15 protein-coding genes and 1 tRNA gene are annotated in these 16579 nt (G+C 41.2%); 8 read left to right on the top strand and 8 right to left on the bottom strand.

What is annotated here, in order from left to right; translation table 11 throughout:
• Nucleotides 1–4: 4 nt before the first annotated feature.
• Nucleotides 5–556, bottom strand: a complete 552-nt coding sequence (locus H6F41_RS15145; RefSeq protein WP_199288789.1) for a CAP domain-containing protein — start codon at nucleotides 554–556, stop codon at nucleotides 5–7.
• Nucleotides 557–907: 351 nt separating this feature from the next.
• On the opposite strand from H6F41_RS15145, the gene H6F41_RS15140 reads away from it, so the two are divergent.
• Both H6F41_RS15140 and H6F41_RS15135 read left to right on the top strand, forming a co-directional pair.
• Nucleotides 908–1666, top strand: a complete 759-nt coding sequence (locus tag H6F41_RS15140) for an EAL domain-containing protein (RefSeq protein WP_190404305.1) — start codon at nucleotides 908–910, stop codon at nucleotides 1664–1666.
• 150 nt (nucleotides 1667–1816) lie between these two features.
• Nucleotides 1817–2002 (top strand): hypothetical protein, encoded by a 186-nt coding sequence (locus H6F41_RS15135; protein WP_190404304.1) that lies wholly within the window; start codon nucleotides 1817–1819, stop codon nucleotides 2000–2002.
• Between the two features lie 58 nt (nucleotides 2003–2060).
• On the opposite strand, the gene H6F41_RS15130 is transcribed toward H6F41_RS15135, so the two are convergent.
• Both H6F41_RS15130 and H6F41_RS15125 read right to left on the bottom strand, forming a co-directional pair.
• On the bottom strand, nucleotides 2061–2435 hold the full coding sequence (locus tag H6F41_RS15130) for a DUF1257 domain-containing protein (RefSeq protein ID WP_190404303.1): 375 nt from the start codon (nucleotides 2433–2435) through the stop codon (nucleotides 2061–2063).
• 2 nt (nucleotides 2436–2437) lie between these two features.
• Nucleotides 2438–4057 (bottom strand): AAA family ATPase, encoded by a 1620-nt coding sequence (locus H6F41_RS15125; RefSeq protein WP_190404302.1) that lies wholly within the window; start codon nucleotides 4055–4057, stop codon nucleotides 2438–2440.
• 206 nt (nucleotides 4058–4263) lie between these two features.
• Between H6F41_RS15125 and H6F41_RS15120 the strand changes: the two genes are divergently transcribed.
• Nucleotides 4264–5340, top strand: a complete 1077-nt coding sequence (locus tag H6F41_RS15120) for a GGDEF domain-containing protein (RefSeq protein WP_190404301.1) — start codon at nucleotides 4264–4266, stop codon at nucleotides 5338–5340.
• Here the strand turns inward: H6F41_RS15120 and H6F41_RS15115 are convergent.
• Both H6F41_RS15115 and H6F41_RS15110 read right to left on the bottom strand, forming a co-directional pair.
• Entirely contained in the window at nucleotides 5335–6033 is a 699-nt protein-coding gene (locus tag H6F41_RS15115) for a response regulator transcription factor (protein ID WP_190404300.1), read from the bottom strand. The two genes, H6F41_RS15120 and H6F41_RS15115, sit on opposite strands and share 6 nt — an antisense overlap.
• A 130-nt stretch (nucleotides 6034–6163) precedes the next feature.
• A complete protein-coding gene (locus H6F41_RS15110) occupies nucleotides 6164–6706 on the bottom strand; it encodes a type IV pilin-like G/H family protein (protein ID WP_190404299.1) in 543 nt (180 codons plus the stop codon).
• Nucleotides 6707–6930: 224 nt separating this feature from the next.
• Here H6F41_RS15110 and H6F41_RS15105 point away from each other — a divergent pair, with 224 nt between their 5' ends.
• From H6F41_RS15105 to H6F41_RS15095, 3 genes are all read left to right on the top strand, one after another.
• On the top strand, nucleotides 6931–7629 hold the full coding sequence (locus H6F41_RS15105) for an MBL fold metallo-hydrolase (RefSeq protein WP_190404298.1): 699 nt from the start codon (nucleotides 6931–6933) through the stop codon (nucleotides 7627–7629).
• Between the two features lie 75 nt (nucleotides 7630–7704).
• A complete protein-coding gene (locus H6F41_RS15100) occupies nucleotides 7705–8262 on the top strand; it encodes a rhodanese-like domain-containing protein (RefSeq protein ID WP_190404297.1) in 558 nt (185 codons plus the stop codon).
• Between the two features lie 36 nt (nucleotides 8263–8298).
• The gene (locus H6F41_RS15095; RefSeq protein ID WP_190404296.1) at nucleotides 8299–10044 is read left to right on the top strand and encodes a SulP family inorganic anion transporter; all 1746 of its coding nucleotides are present in this window, start codon (nucleotides 8299–8301) and stop codon (nucleotides 10042–10044) included.
• A 48-nt stretch (nucleotides 10045–10092) separates the two neighbouring features.
• On the opposite strand, the gene H6F41_RS15090 is transcribed toward H6F41_RS15095, so the two are convergent.
• On the bottom strand, nucleotides 10093–12288 hold the full coding sequence (locus tag H6F41_RS15090; RefSeq protein ID WP_190404295.1) for a PAS domain S-box protein: 2196 nt from the start codon (nucleotides 12286–12288) through the stop codon (nucleotides 10093–10095).
• Nucleotides 12289–12578: 290 nt separating this feature from the next.
• On the opposite strand from H6F41_RS15090, the gene H6F41_RS15085 reads away from it, so the two are divergent.
• Nucleotides 12579–12650, top strand: a tRNA-Thr gene (locus tag H6F41_RS15085).
• Between the two features lie 168 nt (nucleotides 12651–12818).
• Nucleotides 12819–12956, top strand: a complete 138-nt coding sequence (locus H6F41_RS15080) for a hypothetical protein (protein WP_190404294.1) — start codon at nucleotides 12819–12821, stop codon at nucleotides 12954–12956.
• 248 nt (nucleotides 12957–13204) lie between these two features.
• Here H6F41_RS15080 and H6F41_RS15075 read toward each other — a convergent pair whose 3' ends face one another.
• Nucleotides 13205–15379, bottom strand: a complete 2175-nt coding sequence (locus H6F41_RS15075; RefSeq protein WP_190404293.1) for a GRAM domain-containing protein — start codon at nucleotides 15377–15379, stop codon at nucleotides 13205–13207.
• A 103-nt stretch (nucleotides 15380–15482) separates the two neighbouring features.
• Nucleotides 15483–16490 carry an HNH endonuclease gene (locus H6F41_RS15070; RefSeq protein ID WP_190404292.1) on the bottom strand — a complete coding sequence of 336 codons (1008 nt, stop codon included), beginning with the start codon at nucleotides 16488–16490 and terminating at the stop codon, nucleotides 15483–15485.
• Nucleotides 16491–16579 lie beyond the last annotated feature (89 nt).

Raw genomic sequence — 16579 nt, 5'->3', positions numbered from 1 at the left:
TAATCTAGCGCTGTGGTCTTCCAAATACCTGTACCCAATAATGCCGATAGCGAGCATTAGGAGCATTAGCATAGCCAAACCCAATTTCCGTAAACTTATTACTAAGAATATTCGCCCGATGTCCAGAGCTATTCATCCATTGACGAATTGTGCCTTCAGGAGTCGCCCTACCCGCCGCCAGATTTTCGCCCAAGGCTGTATATCTATAGCCAGTCGCCTTAGCTCGGTCTACCATGCTAGAACCGTTTAGCCCCGTATGACTAAAGTATCCATTCCTGCCCATATCGACTGCATGAGCCTGTGCAGCCCGACTCAATTGTCGTGATAGCCTCAGAGGTGGCAACCCTACTTTGCGGCGCTCAATGTTGGTTAAAGCCAAGAGCTGTTCCTCAAAACTAAGTCTACCTAAGATGTTTTGACTCAGCTTCTGAATTGGTGGCAATGCCACAGATTGATCACTTTGTTGAACCGTTGCGTTAGGATACATCTCTGCGGCAGTTGCCGACATGCCCACCGATGCCAAGACTGTCCAAGCGATCACAAAAGCTGACTTCATAGGAAATAGATGTAAAATTGAAGAACAAGTATAAATCTTGCATATACTTTCAAATATGTGCATCTAAGACTAAGTTTTTAAGGAATAGTTCCAAAATCACAGTAGTTATCAACTCTTTCACACCCTCATCTAAAGTCAGTGGGAATGCTTTAGTGGGTCAGGTTTATAGACATTGACGATTATTATCTAGCTGATATTGTGAAATCTTGGCAAAACTATGGCAAAACCGTAGCTATAGATACTTTTTGCCCAATAATGCTGATCGCAGGGTGTAATATTGGATGGCAAATTGAAAGGCAAATTATTGATTAATTAATGCTGCATGGCTTTATAAATATTTAGGTGAATGACATGGTAGGAGATCAAAACAATATGGCAAATGGTTGCACTGAATGCTCTAAGGATAGGGGATTAGGTTTTGAGTTCACAATGGCATTTCAACCAATTGTCAATACAACAACCCATGAAGTTTTTGCACAGGAAGCACTGGTTCGAGGGCTAAATGAAGAGCCTGCTGGCGAAATTTTAGGGCGTGTTAATGATCTCAATCGTTATAGTTTTGATCAATCTTGTCGCGTCAAGGCGGTGGAATTTGGCGCAAAACTAGATATTAAATCATTTGTGAGCATTAACTTCTTGCCCAATGCCGTCTACCGTCCAGAGTTGTGTATTCGGACAACCATTGAAGCCGCAGAAACATTTGGTTTTCCCGTTAATCAAATTATTTTCGAGGTTACGGAAGGCGAAAAGATCACTGATCATGCTCATCTTCGCGAAATTATTCAATACTATCGAAAAACAGGTTTTCTGACTGCGATCGATGATTTTGGGGCAGGCTACTCAGGGCTGAATTTGTTGGCAGAAATGCAAACCGATCTCGTCAAAATTGATATGGGACTAATCCGCGATATTGACCACAACAAAAGCCGTAGAGCCATTGTCAGGGGAATCACACAGGTGTGTGATGAGTTGGGAATTAAGGTGATTGCTGAAGGCATAGAAACCTACGAAGAGCTAAGTATTTTGCAATCCTTTGGAATTGAGCTATTTCAAGGTTTTTACTTTGCAAAACCGATGTTTCAAAACTTAGCAACAATCAAGAATCTCTAGTGACTCCCTTCCCAGTCAATAGATAGTGGTGTGCAGCTTTGCCGCGCATCACTATTACATATCACTCTATATGTAGATGACGATCCCCCTGAGTACACCTAGTGTGAAGTATCTGGCATTCCAGTTTTCCGTAGAATTCAAGTATTAATCATGATTCATCAGTTAGCAGTTCGCTTAGGTGTGTCGTGTATGTTGCTCGCAACCCTGCCACTTGCCACAGATGAAATTGTCAAATATACCCAAGCTCCTCATATTTTTGCAGGCATCGGTGCGATCGCTTCATGCGTTGGAGCCTGTATTCCCGTCTTAACCCTATTTCGTAACTCAGATTCTTAGGGCATAAAACCCAAAGATGGTTTACTGCGCGAAGCTCCGCAACTTACCTCTTAAATAGCTAGGCGCAACGTCCAATCACGATTCGCACCGTACCATCTTCTAAAGTTTGCTGCTGCTCGATCGCAAATCCTTGTTGAGTGGCATTAGCTAAGATCACCTTAGTTGCATATTGCTGGTGCAACTGCCCTACAAATTCTTCCACATCCATCGCCACACCCCATAGATCTGCCGTTAATTCATAGCGATCGCCAATTTTCCGAAAACCAATGTCATAGGCATTGGGCATGGGGATCACATAGTCTGCATAGGTGGTATTACCGAGATAGCCGCGCACTAAGACATTTTCTTTGACAGGATAGCCCAGTGACTCCAAGGTTTGCTTGAGCAAGTCCCCATGTTTTATTTCAACTGCGATTGTGGTGAAGTGGGACATAATCACTCTAGGTTAATGGCAAATTTACGAAGTTCTTGCAGCAATTGCTCGTCATTGGAGGCTGTCCTTGCGCCTGACTCGGCTGCCCATTGCTTGAGAGACTCAATTTGTGATGCGGCGATCGCCGCGAGTGGCACGGTTTCCTCCACTGCACTAATGATATCTTCGGTGGTAAAGTCTTGACGGTTGCCTGTACTACCCCGTCCAAAGGCGCGATGGATGCCATCAATGATTACCTGCTCGATTTCTGCACCGCTAAAGTTTTTGGTGTGACGAGCTAAGAGGGATAGGTCAAAATCACGCAAGCGACTAGGGCGTAATTTTTGTAAATGCACCTTAAAGATTTCTTGACGCTCTGATGCGGTGGGCAAATTCAAAAAGAAAATCTCGTCAAATCGCCCCTTTCGCAATAGTTCCGCAGGCAAAATACGGACATTATTGGCAGTGGCGACGATAAATACAGGCGTAGTTTTTTCTTGCATCCATGTGATTAAAGTGCCTAAGACGCGCCGACTTGCACCAGAGTCGCCATCGCTATCACTGTTAACATTGCCAAAGGCTTTGTCAATTTCATCAATCCAGAGTACACAGGGGGCTGTTGCCTCCGCGAGTTGGATCATCTGTCGCATTCGACTTTCACTTTCGCCGACATAGCTCCCAAATAAGCGCCCAATATCGAGACGTAATAGTGGTAAACGCCATTCATTGGCGATGGTTTTGGCTGAGAGTGATTTACCCGTTCCTTGAATACCAACCAGCAGCACACCTTTGGGAGTGGGAATGCCATAGCGCTTGGCTTCTTCGGTAAAGGCATCACGGCGAATTCGCACCCATTGTTTAAGGTTATCTAAACCACCGACATTTTTGAGGGATTCATGACCTGTAAAAAATTCGAGGATGCCTGTCTGTCTGATTGCCTGTTGCTTTTCGGTGAGGACGGCATCGATATCAGCATCGTTAACTTGTTCTTTTTCGGCGATTGCTTTAGCTAAAACTCGCTGAATGCGAGTACGACTCAATCCTTGGCAAGCCTTGACCAATTGTTCCCAAGCTAAGTTGGATAGTTGTAGTTTGTCTGCCGAAATTTTTTGCTTGATCAGGTATTCAATTTCTGCGATCGCAGGTAGCGGAAAGTCAATCGCGGTAATTTCTTCGGTGAGTTCAGGGGGAATCTCTAGCACATGGCTGGTGAGTACAATGGTGCGGCGATCGCGCTTGAGATCCCTTGCCAAGTTTTTCAGTTCACGAATAATTGGAATATGACGCTCTTGGTGGGGATATTTCAAAATTGGGTGCAAATCCCGCAACACATAAAGAACGTTGTCATGATCGGTAGTAGCTTTATCGCGCTGCGAAATGCGTGACAGGGCTGCCATCACTGAGCCTTTATCCGCATTATTATCACTCCAGCCCCGCGCAATATCCCAAAACAAAATTCTGCGACTGGGATTGGACTGCAAGGCAACCTCGATCAACAGATCTTCCACTGGTTCTTCTTCCGCAGTGACCACATATAGCAAGGGATATTTGGCACGAAGCAGTAGATCAAACTGCTCGATCAAAGCTTGATCGACTCTGCTTTGACGCGGTGGAGAGATGTCTGTGGGCAGTGGTGAGGGCATATTGTCAAGTATAAGTTCTATTGCATTTAAAAATTATTTATGATCTTTCTTGTGAAAAGCACTATGTGACTTTCACATCAGAGTTCACTATTTAAGAGCAATGTACTTTAGATGATTAATATATAAGAAAATGTTAGTGAACAAACAGTTGCACTAGATAAAACAAACTTCATATACGCTCTTTGACCTTGAGCAAGAGGGTTTCCATGACCAATTTTAATAAAATACTCTACGAAGCGCTCCTAGTAGCATTTGGTAAAGTATTGGCAAAATACAATGTATTTGCACAGGGATATATTCTCAAAGATGTGGGAGAGGAAATAATTAATTATCTGAATAGCCATGGGTTTGCCTTTGAAGAGAAAGGAAACATTGATGATTTGGCAGTGCTAACCGAACTGTTTGTCAAAAATGGCTTTGCTGACTGTTTGGAGATTGAAGATGCGGATATTGGCAAAAACTACATTTGGAAAAACTTGTATGGCATCGCAGCCTATAAGGAGCTATTCGACATTGCCGATAACCCATTTTTGTCTTGTCCATTAAATTTATGTTTGTACTACATTGCTGACAAGCACCATAAGACAATGCGGCTCTACAGCAAATCTTTTGATATGGAGCATGGGATTGCTCAATCACAGTACGATGTTGTCGAGAAGGAAGATCATCAGGAAGATGCTTTTGGGGCGTTGATACTGGAAAATGTCAAACTGTACGAATTAGCCCGCATTCGTGAGGAACAATATCACCATCAGTCAATTACCGATGCTTTAACGGGTATCAGCAATCGCCGCCATATTATTGAAGAAGGGACAAAGGCATTTTCCCGCGCTCAACGATATAATCTGCCGCTATCAATTCTGATGATAGATATCGATCGCTTCAAGCGTATCAACGATATCTATGGACATAGTACAGGTGATCGCGCCATCTGTGTATTGGCTAGCATCTGTCGCCAATTGGTACGTGAAATGGATTTGACGGGGCGATTAGGTGGTGAAGAATTTGTGATTATTTTGCCTGATACATCCATTGAAGGCGCGTACAATCTGGCTGAGCGCATTCGCAAGACTGTAGAACAGGAAAAGATTCAAGCCGATGATAATTCGTGTTTTTCCATGTCTATCAGTATTGGTGTTACTGACTACCATGACAATATCAGCAACTTTGAAAACATGCTCTCTATTGCCGATAATGCACTCTACAAAGCCAAAAATATGGGGCGTAACCGAGTGGTAATTGCTGACGCTGAAGAGTCAAACGAGTCAAACTGCGGGCTATGAATAAGCGTCAATCAGACCATGCTGTAAGGCATAACGCACCAGCTCAGTGCGGCTGCTTGTGCCAGTTTTGCTAAATAACCGACTGACGTATTTCTCAACGTTGCGAATGGTTGTGCCGAGGCGCTTAGCGATTTCTTTATTCATTAAGCCTTCGACGACTAGTTCTAAAACACTCTGCTCGCGAGGGGTAAACTCAATCTTAATCGGTGGCGGCGTGACGTTGATCGCGGGCTTTTGTTTGAGTAGTGCCTTGATTTCGGCTAGCTGACCTGCCAAATCGGTAATTTCAGAAGTGTTGCTATTGGCGGTAACGGCTTGCATGGCGCGACGGGCAATCAAGTTTTCGGCGATCGCAACTAGTTCGTCAGGGTCAAAGGGCTTGGACAGATAGGCATCACAACCTGCGTTATAGCCATCGATGCGATCCTTGGTCATCCCCTTGGCGGTAAGAAATACCACAGGTAAGTTTAAAAAGCGCACATCTTCGCGCATTTGCTTTAAAAACTCATAGCCACTTACCTGCGGCATCATGATGTCAGAAATTACGAGATCGGGGGTGGTTTGCTCTAGCAGTTGCCATGCATCCCTTGCATTATTGGCAACTTGCACCGCAAAGCCACTATCTTCAAGATAGGCTTGTACCGCCTCTCTGAGGCCGGGTTCATCATCTACAAGCAGGATATGTCCTGACATAGTTATCCTTATTTATCTGTTGATTTTGCGATCGCAGTACCTATCAATATATAGCAATCTTCAATCATTTATTCTGATCGCGAGCATTTGAGGGAATCACCCATGCGATTTCCCCAAATTTAGATGTTGTTTAATTATTTACAGGTGAAGATCCTGTGGGACAAGTTGGCTTATCTGTCTCGGACTTAGGTGCAGTGATCCCTGTGGGTGGTGTCTTGGATGGGGTATCAGTACCACATAGAATAAAAATAGTGGACTCACTACCAGTATTGCCAACTACAAAAACAGAAGCTGCAAAGCTTTTTACATTATCTTGCTTAGCAGTTGCAGTCATGTTGACTGACTTTGGTTGAGTGTCAATGATTTGCAATAAATAGTTATTGTCTTCAGCCTTGATTCCTATCCCAAGATCATCAATGCTGCTGCTAAATTTATTTTTTTCAAGAAAAAATGCTTGTTGCCCTCTAGCTAAAGAACTCAAATACAGTCTGCCTGATGACTCAATTGCCTTATCTTTTTGGCTAAGGAGATTTGATGTCACAGCTACTGGAGATGTGGAGTTGGGAGTAGTTGTAGTCTGGGTCGTCGGCGTTACAGGCGTAGTGTTACAGGCTGTCAGTAAAGAAATCGCAGCAGTTACGAATAATCCAAGCTTCAAATGATTAGTATTCATGTGATTACTAGATATATTTTTAAATCAGAAAACTTAATACTTAAAAATATATCTTGCAAAGTCATCACAAAAATAAAATTAAGAGATGGGTGCAACCCATCTCTTAATTTTTACATTGATGCTTTGAGTAGTAGTACGAAAATATTTTTGAAAATCTGTTGCATATTATATAACTATATGAGAATATGATATCAATAAATTAAAAAGCTCTGGAGTTTACGGTTATGTTATTTCGCCAACTATTCGATCAAGAGACAGGAACCTATACTTATCTGATTGCTGACCCAGTTACTAAGGAAGCTGGACTTGTCGATCCAGTCCTAGAGCAAGTTGAGCGAGATCTCAAACTCTTGAAAGAATTGGGCTTGACTTTAAAATTCTGTTTAGAAACCCATATTCACGCCGATCATATTACAGGAACTGGCAAATTACGGGAACTAACGGGCTGCATGGGTATTGTTCCTGAAAATGCCCATGCAGCCTGTGCCAATCAGTTTATTCGCCACGAAGAAGTTTTGACTCTTGGGGACATCAAAATTCAGGCGATTGCCACGGCTGGACATACTGATAGTCATATGGCTTTTTTAGTAGATGGCACACATCTACTGACAGGGGATTCTCTCTTAATTCGTGGCTGTGGACGCACGGACTTCCAAAGCGGTGATGCGGGTGCATTGTACGATCACGTTACCCAAAGACTCTTTACTTTGCCTGACTCCACCTTTGTCTATCCCGGCCATGACTATCGGGGTAACTTAGTCTCTACCATTGGCGAAGAAAAGCAGTGGAATCCTCGTTTTGTTGGACGCGATCGCCATCAATTTATTGAGTTTATGAACAATCTTGATCTTCCTAATCCTAAAAAGATTGCGGAAGCCGTCCCTGCCAATGAGCGTTGTGGTAAGAATCCTGTCGCCGCTTAAATGAGACCTTTAACAAGGGGCTGAAATCCCTTGTCTTTCTAGATCATTTCCACTATCTATCTAAACTAAAAAACTATGGCAACTTCTAAAATGACATCTTCCGTTGATATCAATGGCATCAAAACGATTGATGCTGATAATCTGAAGCAACTCGCCGATCAGCAGTCAGTGCTGTTAGTAGACGTGCGTGAGCCCGCGGAACATGCAGGCGAAAAAATCGCAGGCTCAGTTCTATTTCCGCTTTCCAAATTTGATCCCCGTCAGATTCCCGTTGATCCCAATAAGCAATTAGTGTTGTACTGTCGCTCTGGCAATCGTTCTGGACAAGCCGCTCAAAAGTTGCTTGACTTTGGTTATCCCGAAGTCACCCATCTTGAGGGTGGTCTGACGGCATGGAAATCGCAAGGTTTACCGATTAAGGTCAATAAAAATGCACCGATTAGCATGATGCGTCAGGTACAGATTGTCGCTGGTTCCCTCGTTTTTACTGGCACATTGTTGAGTGCTTTGGTTTCGCCTTGGTTTCTACTGCTGACAGGATTTGTCGGCGCAGGTTTAATGTTTGCGGGGATTACCGATACCTGTGCGATGGCAATGCTTCTTGCCAAATTGCCCTATAACCAAAAGGGATAGAAACCAAAAGGGATAGAAGGGAATTTTCTTAAAACTATGACCCATTCGTATAATTCATTGACAAGTCAATTACAGCAATATATTCCCGCCCTAGATTGGCTCAAAAATTATCAATCTAAATATCTATTTGGCGATGTCACCGCAGGAATTATTGTAACGAGTCTGCTGATTCCCCAAAGCATGGCATACGCACTATTAGCAGGACTACCCCCTCAAGTTGGTCTATATGCCAGTATTCTTCCTGCAATTCTCTATCCATTGTTGGGGACTAGTCGCGTTTTAGCCGTGGGGCCAGTTGCCGTTGATTCGCTGATGGTTGCTGCTGCGATCGCAAAATTAGCACCGCCCAACAGTCCCGAATATCTGTTGTTAGCTCTGACGCTTGCCTTTTTGGTGGGTATTATCCAGATCGGTATGGGATTTTTGCGAATGGGATTTTTAGTGAATTTTCTCAGTCGTTCTGTGATTTCAGGATTTATCAGTGGGGCAGCGATTATTATTGGCTTCAGTCAAATGAAGCATTTGTTAGGACTCAAAATTCCTGCTACCGAGTCGTTTCTGGAACTACTAACTTTAATTGCCAGCAACTTCACTAAAATTAATGGGGTAACTCTTGGCTTAGGTTTAGCTAGTGTTGGCATTCTGCTCTATTTCAATCAGCCTTTAGTGCAGGTTCTCAAGCGCCAAGGTTGGAGCGATCAAAGGATTTTACCAATTTCTAAAAGTGCGCCTTTGCTCGTGGTGATTTTAGGAACTTTACTAGTCGCTATTTTCCAATGGGATCAAGTTGCAGACATCAAAGTCGTAGGCGCAGTTCCATCTGGATTATCGGCTTTGACAATACCCACATGGGATCTTCAGATCCTCCAATCGCTTTTCCCTGCCGCCATTGCGATCGCCTTAGTTGGTTATATGGAAGGCTTCTCAGGAGCGCAAGCCCTTGCCAGTAAGCGGCGCGAGAAAATCGATGCCAATCAAGAACTCATCGCCTTTGGGACAGCCAATCTGGGGGCAGCATTTTCAGGGGGATATCCTGTCACTGGCGGAGTCAGCCGCTCGGTGGTGAATTTCTCCGCAGGTGCAAATACTGGGCTGGCTTCGATGATTACGGGTGTGCTAGTGGCAATTACGGTGATGTTTTTTACATCATGGTTTTACTTTTTGCCGCAGACCTGTCTCGCCGCAATTATCCTCACTGCTGTTTATAAACTAATTGATTTTGCGACGCTTCGACGCATGTGGGCTTACGACAAAGCCGATGCGATCGCATGGATTGCCACCTTTATCGCTGTGCTTGGTTTAGGCGTAGAAGAAGGAATTATCATCGGCGCAATTATTGCTCTAGGCTTACATCTTTGGCATACGAGCCGTCCCCATATTGCCATCGTTGGACGCTTGGGCAATTCCGAACACTTTCGCAATGAGTTGCGCTATGAGGTCAAAACTAGTCCTCAAGTTTTAGCAATTCGCGTTGATGCGAGCCTTTACTTCGCCAATGCCAAGTATATGGAAAATTTCCTCAGTCGCACCATTAGTGATCGTCCGCAGGTCACCAATGTGCTGCTAGTTTGCAGTGCGGTTAATCTGATTGATGCCAGTGCCTTAGAGGTATTGGAAGGTTTAATTTTTGATTTAAAAAGTGTCGGGATTAACTTCTACTTCTCTGAAGTGAAGGGGCCAGTTATGGATAAATTGCTGAACATCGGCTTTGTGGATTATGTCGGTCGCGATCATTTCTTTTTGTCAACAGATGTGGCTATGCGTGAATTAGCGGGTATTTAAAACGCCCGTTACGCGGGCGTTTTAAATACCCGCTACTTTTTTGTTTAGCTAGGCTGGACTACTTAACAAAGCCCCTGCCAAACTATGTTCATCGGTGATGGCATCGGTGAGGTTTGCTTCTCGTAAATCAGCACCACGGAGATCGACTCCCCGCAGATCGGCTCCACTTAAATCTGCATGTTGGAAATTCGCACCGCGTAAGTCTGCACCGCGCAAAATCGCGTTATGGAAATTGGTATGATGGCAATTGCTGCCATTGAGGAGCGCACCACTAAAATCTACTTCCTGTAAATCGGCTTCCTCAAAACACGCTCCTTGAAAATTTAAACCCGCAAAGTTCCGTTGACCTATCTCATACTGTTTGATTAAACCATCAGCGCGTTGCAGCACTATATCCTCACTAGCTGACCTCATTGCGAGTGACTTGCTGTTATCAGGGGTTGCGATCGCAGTATTGCGATCGCAATTCTCATCAATAATCCTGAGTACACCAATAATTTGACCATGGGGATCATGGACAAGCACCGTGGACATACTCACATTTGTCCAGACCCCTTCCCGCACATGAAAAGCCATCTTCATCCCATTCACAGGTTTACCAGCTAAGGTATCCAAAATCGCCGCTTGTAACTCCAAGGCTTGCGACTCAGGAATCACAGGAACTACGTTCTCGACCTTCATCGCGGTATTCCACGCAAATAACTTTTCAGCCGCCGCATTCCATAACAGCACTTTGCCCTCAGGACTAATAATATCGATTGCCACAGGTACAGCCTTAATCACGGCACGTAATAATTCATTAGTCCGTTGAAGACTCGACTCTGCTTCACCACGCTCACTGATGTCGATACAAACGCCATCCGCCAACACCAGTCCTGATTCTGTACGATAATAGCGCGTGATATTCTGCGCCCACTTCACTTCACCCGTGACCGCAATAATCCGAAACTCATGACGGAAGGTGGCAAGTTTTTCAAAACCCGCCTTGACCAAAGCCTTAAACTGATCAACATCTTCAGGATGGATAAGATCTAGGAGATGGTAAGGGTTATTTTTGATTTGTCTGGGAGAAACCCCAATTAGATCGATCAAGCCATCACTAATAAAGGGCAGCGAAATTTTACCGTTGGGTTGCATTGCCAGACGATAGAGTGTGGCAGGCATACTCGACGCGATCGCCGCTAAGCGTAGTTCACTTTCCTTTAGGGCTGCCTCTGTCCGCTTCCGCTCCGTTATATCGCGGGAATTAATCACTAATCCCTGCACATTGGCATCTTGTAGCAAATTACAACATACAGACTCTAGATAAATCCAATCCCCATTAGTGTGTTGATAACGCATCACAATGGGCGTAGACACAGGAGACTCGTCAACGGATTGTGTTAAAAAATTCTGAAAGATTGGCAAATCTTCGGGATGAATGAATTTAATAAACTTTTTGCCGATCACATCTTCAGGCAAATAGCCCAAACTCTTGAATAGGGCAGGACTGCAATAGTGAATTGTCGTATCAATATCAAGGATGCTCACAATGTCAGAGGAATGCTGCATCATGGCTCGTAACTTGGCTTCATTGCGCGTCAGATTCCGTGAAATCCGTCGTTGCTCTTCGCGCTCTAACCGAATCTGGCGATCCATCAGATTGAGCTTGGCATTCATTTCCACAACGCGAATTTCTAGACCCTGATGGGACTGCTGCATGTTATCGAATTCCTGCTTACGTTGGGTGATATCTTGAATCCACCAGCGCATTCCCACCACTCGACCATCATGGGGAGTCCGAATACTGATAATGGTAAAGTTTGCCTCAAATGCTTGTCCTGCCCCCACCTGCATCCGTAGATCTAAACTCTTGATGTTTTGACCTCTTTGCAATTGCCCTAGTAATCTCTGAAACTGCTCTTTAGATTTGGCATGGACGAAATTTGCTAGATTCTGACCCATAGTTTGATAGCTAAACATCAAGGTTGCAGCGCGGTTTGCCTCAGTAATATCACCATTAGCATCGGTGACAAAATAACCATCAGGAGCAGCTTCAAATAGCTCTCGATACTTTTCTAACTCTGAGGTAAGTTCTTGCTGCTGAACATCTAGTTCTGTTAAACCTTCACGCAATATGCTGATTGCTTTTTCGAGGCTAGACTTCTGCCCATCGGGTTCCTGTAAGTCTTGACTTGCAGGTATATTTTCTAGGGATGCAGCAATTTGCTCTAGTTCATGCAGTTGCTGAAGTGAGTTTGCCATCAATTCGAGACAAGAGCGCATTCCCATACACAGTCTATATTTTGAGTTTTTGTTTAAAATCTAAAGTAATTATGAATTTTACAATTCAAAAATTGTTACTTTTGGTTTTGATAATTCCTCATCTATCATAACAGCTCGATAATCTATAAGTAACTGGGCGTAATTAAATTGCTGCCGAACATAACTGGCTGTAGTTATAACTATGCTGATTTACTTAATTGCAAAATATTTTTTGAAAGACTTGCAAAAAATGTGCACCACTATGTAATAATTACAAAGCACTAGAAAATGCCCTCATGGCTCAGGGGTAGAGCATTCCCTTGGTAAGGGAAAGGTCACGGGTTCAAATCCCGTTGAGGGCTTTAGTGAAACAAAAGCAAAAAGAGACATAATTTATAAATTATGTCTCTTTTTGCTTTTTAATGCGCTCTAAATGCTTTGCCTTAAATCTTCAACACTTACAGAAATTGTCCTGCTGGTGAGGCACAGGTAAGGGGCTTAAGCCCCTTGTTCAAATAGTTTGGAGTGGCATGATCGAGCTAAAAAGTATCAATCTCATCTTTGCGATCGCAAATTTGGATGTTTTTTGTGACAGTTCTATAGATACCGTTGAGGCAATCAAAGGGAAATCGTTTACTAGAGAAGAAGTGGCAATTATCCTAAACTGATTAAAATCATCGAAATACTACAACCACTATCATGATTATGTCATGTGTTTTTTTTGAATTGCTCAGACTGAACTTAGACAGGCTATTGGTCGCACTAGGGTAAACACTGAAGCTTACAAGGTGTATGTCTATTCAAATTTTCCTTTGCCTGAAGCTTGTGTTACGGATGATGAGAAGGTGTGAATTGCAACTAAACATAGAAGGAAGGTGAGAGGTAATATTTCTAATATTTCTTTTCTTTTCTATATTTATCTGCTTAACTCAATAGATGCTGCATCTTCGGCTGCCTTTGCATAACTCCAAAGATATTGGATTACGTCATTTTTATCAATTGAAATTGCGACAAAAGAAATATTATCGTTATCAGATTTATATGTTTTCAACTTTTCATTTAAGTAGGGATATCTTGTCAATAATTTTTCCATTAAATATGATTTGCGCGTAGTTTCACCATTCATACTTTCTTCTACCTCACAATTGGCAATTAGACGCTGTTTTTGACATTCTTCCCAAACATTAAGAGCATAAATATGTGCTTCTAGAGCATCTTTCATTAGTTTGGTATATCTAGAATTAATTGTCGAATCCTTACTATCAATAAAAGTTTCTGTTGCAAACTTATAATTGGATACTTCTTTGGGATACTCTAATAGACTAATTCCGATATCCATACGGGAGTTGATTTTTTTTAGCTCTGTTAAAGAATTTTTAGCGATTGGTGAGTCTATCAACTTTTTTTTATTAAAAACTAAAAAGAGTAAGCCAGAAAACAAGATAACTAACACTAATAAAGAAGCAATTAGTTTCTTGTTTTTTATCAACAAAGATAAACTTGACATACAGCTTTTTTTAGAGAAGTAAGGTAGAGAGTTTTTTTGTCCCTTAAATCCATATCGTACTAAATTTGTAAATCCTGTAGAGCCAAATGATTGATTTAACTTCCCAAGACTAGTTTCATTTAATTGCTGTCTTGAATCTAAGTTACAAGATTGTAATGTTGAATCTAAGGTATTAGAGTTACTAGCATTACTGCCATATTCTGAAAACATCTCTAGCAAGTTTAGAATACTGGAAGCTTCTATTATATTTTCAGCTATCGAAGCAGTGTTCTGTATCTTTTGTATAGTTAATATACCTACATTAATTGCCTCAAGAGTTTTACAAATTTCTAGATTATCGCCAAATTTTTTATAGTGTGATATTGCTATTGCACACAGAATTTCATTTTCCTTTGTGCTAAGATTGCTTTTCTGATTCTTTATTGCTGCTATAAGTTCAGGAATACCCCAAACAATAAACTCAAATTTTTGTGTTTGAGTAGACACTTCAATCTTTTTTGAAATAAAAATAGATGTATCTTTAATATCATTAATAGTAGATAAAAATATGCTAAATTTTCCTTTCAGTCTATTGAATATATGAGATTTAAATATTAGTCTATAATTGGTTAAAATCAACTGTCCACCTATTGCTTCTTTGCCTTGCATACCAACAAATACCATTAGTTGATTGAAGGCAAAACGGCTTAAACCGTATTCATCAATTTTAATAATTGCATTAGCAGTTTTACTCAAAATTATTCGTTCATCTGGCAGTAAATCATCTCTATTATTAGTCATAAATGACTGTTTGTCATATTTTGAAACATTAGAGTTGCTTTGTGTAATTTCTTGAATATCATCTTCTTGATTATTATTTGTATTCTGAATAGATTGTTTGACTATCATGTATTCTTGCATCCAATATATATTTGAGTCAGCAGATTCTTCTGTTTCTCGCATTCCAACAATCTTTAATTTTTCAATCAAGGTTGAATTCCACTCTTTAACTAAGTTAGAAATATCCTCAACAAAAGTATCTTGTTTAGGCTCTTGATTAGATACTATTACAATCTGTAACAATCCTTTACTCAATGTAACTCTGACTTTTACATCTAATTGTTTAAGACTATTCTTAATCAACTCAGATATAGCTTTAGTATCGCCATTTTTAGCTAATTCAAGTAAAACAGGATCTAAGTTTGATGCGCTAATCTCTTCTACCTTTACATCATTTTTAGATGTCTCACTAGCAATAGTTGGACTACTCACTGTAATAGCTATTTTTTGCTCTTCTAACTGTCTTACCACTTCAAAACTATCATTCCATTCTGGAATATCTTCACCAGTCTGTTTAGCGTAGATCTGTACTCTCTGAATAGAATCACAACCCAAACCATCAATCCACTTTTGGAGTGCAGTAACTAATGCTTTTTGATTTGGTACATTAGCCGCCTCTAACATGATTTGTAGGCAACTGTTTTTAGCAGATACTTTAGCTGTAATCCCTTTAGGCTGTAGTTGACGATTTAACAAAATAGCAATAGCTTGTAGATTACCTTGCTTTGCTGCTTGTTGGACGGTTGGTTTATTATCTGTTGACATCGTATTTTCTCAAGCTTGGTGTTACGTTGGTATCAAGGCTACTACAGACTGTTAGTAAAAGTTACACAGGATCAATATTTTCTTCTACGGTCTGACAGGTTAATCATTTATAATTCTCTAGCTTATCTTGGTATTTCTTATACTCATTACTTAAAGCGTATTTATTAGGACTTAACTTTTTATCCTCTAGTTGTAAACGTTTACCATCAAATTGTCCATAATCTTTCAACAAGCTTGGAGCAACATATACCGTCATTGTGTCTGGATCGATTCCAATTAGATGACGATCAAAAAGTGTGTGTATATCAGCCCTCAAAAGTAGACCATTTTTAGGATCGTTATTTTTGGTTTTGCTATAAGGTTCGATGTGAGCAGCTTCTAGAGCATCTTCAGAAATACAGCCTGTAATTGCACAACAACTATAAGCTTCTAACAACTTTTGTCGAAATTCGTTTTGTCCTTGCCTCCATACAATATATTTATTGATTCTATCTATAGATTTGTCATCATCATCATCATCAAAAAATCCCTCAGAGGCTAATTCTTCAAACAATAAATCATTAGTTTCAGAAGCAGATAGACTTTGACCACTGAGTGTATAACTGTGTGTTAAAGATGTATCAACAGTTTTAGCAATTTCTTGTGGTTCATCATTGACGATTTCAGTATTAGGTTCTTGTTGCGTAGTGACACATAAAAGCAGATGTTCGTTAGCTACTGCATTTGTACAAAGAAGGTCAGTATTTGTCATATCCTTCTCTTTCAACTGTTGATATTCTTGCAGATAAGCGTTGCCAAATAAACACCGATACTCATCTTTGATATTTACAAACTGCTCCTCAAACCATTCTAAAAACACAGGTGTGTAGTTGGAATCACCTACGGCAATTAGGTGTAACAACAACGAAATAGTAGGGTTGGACAGGAAAGAATGTTGTTGGTTTAGTTTTACAACAGCTAGAAAAGCTTCTTGATAAGATTGAATAATCACGTCTTTGTAGTCTTGTGTAAGGTTGAATGTTACAGACTTTGGTACAACGTAATCCTTACCAACTTTGATCTTTGAAGTTGCAATGTTTTCCCAAACCGACTCTACTGTATAAGTAGCCATGCAGAATTATTTACACATATCCGAACTAATGGGAAGATTCTAAGAATCACCATATCCGAACTAATTACTGTGAGACTAATTGAGCCACT

Origin of the sequence: Pseudanabaena mucicola FACHB-723 (genome assembly GCF_014696385.1) — a bacterium.
In the GTDB taxonomy this organism is placed as follows: Bacteria; Cyanobacteriota; Cyanobacteriia; order Pseudanabaenales; family Pseudanabaenaceae; genus Pseudanabaena.
This window is presented reverse-complemented; position numbering and strand designations above follow the sequence as displayed.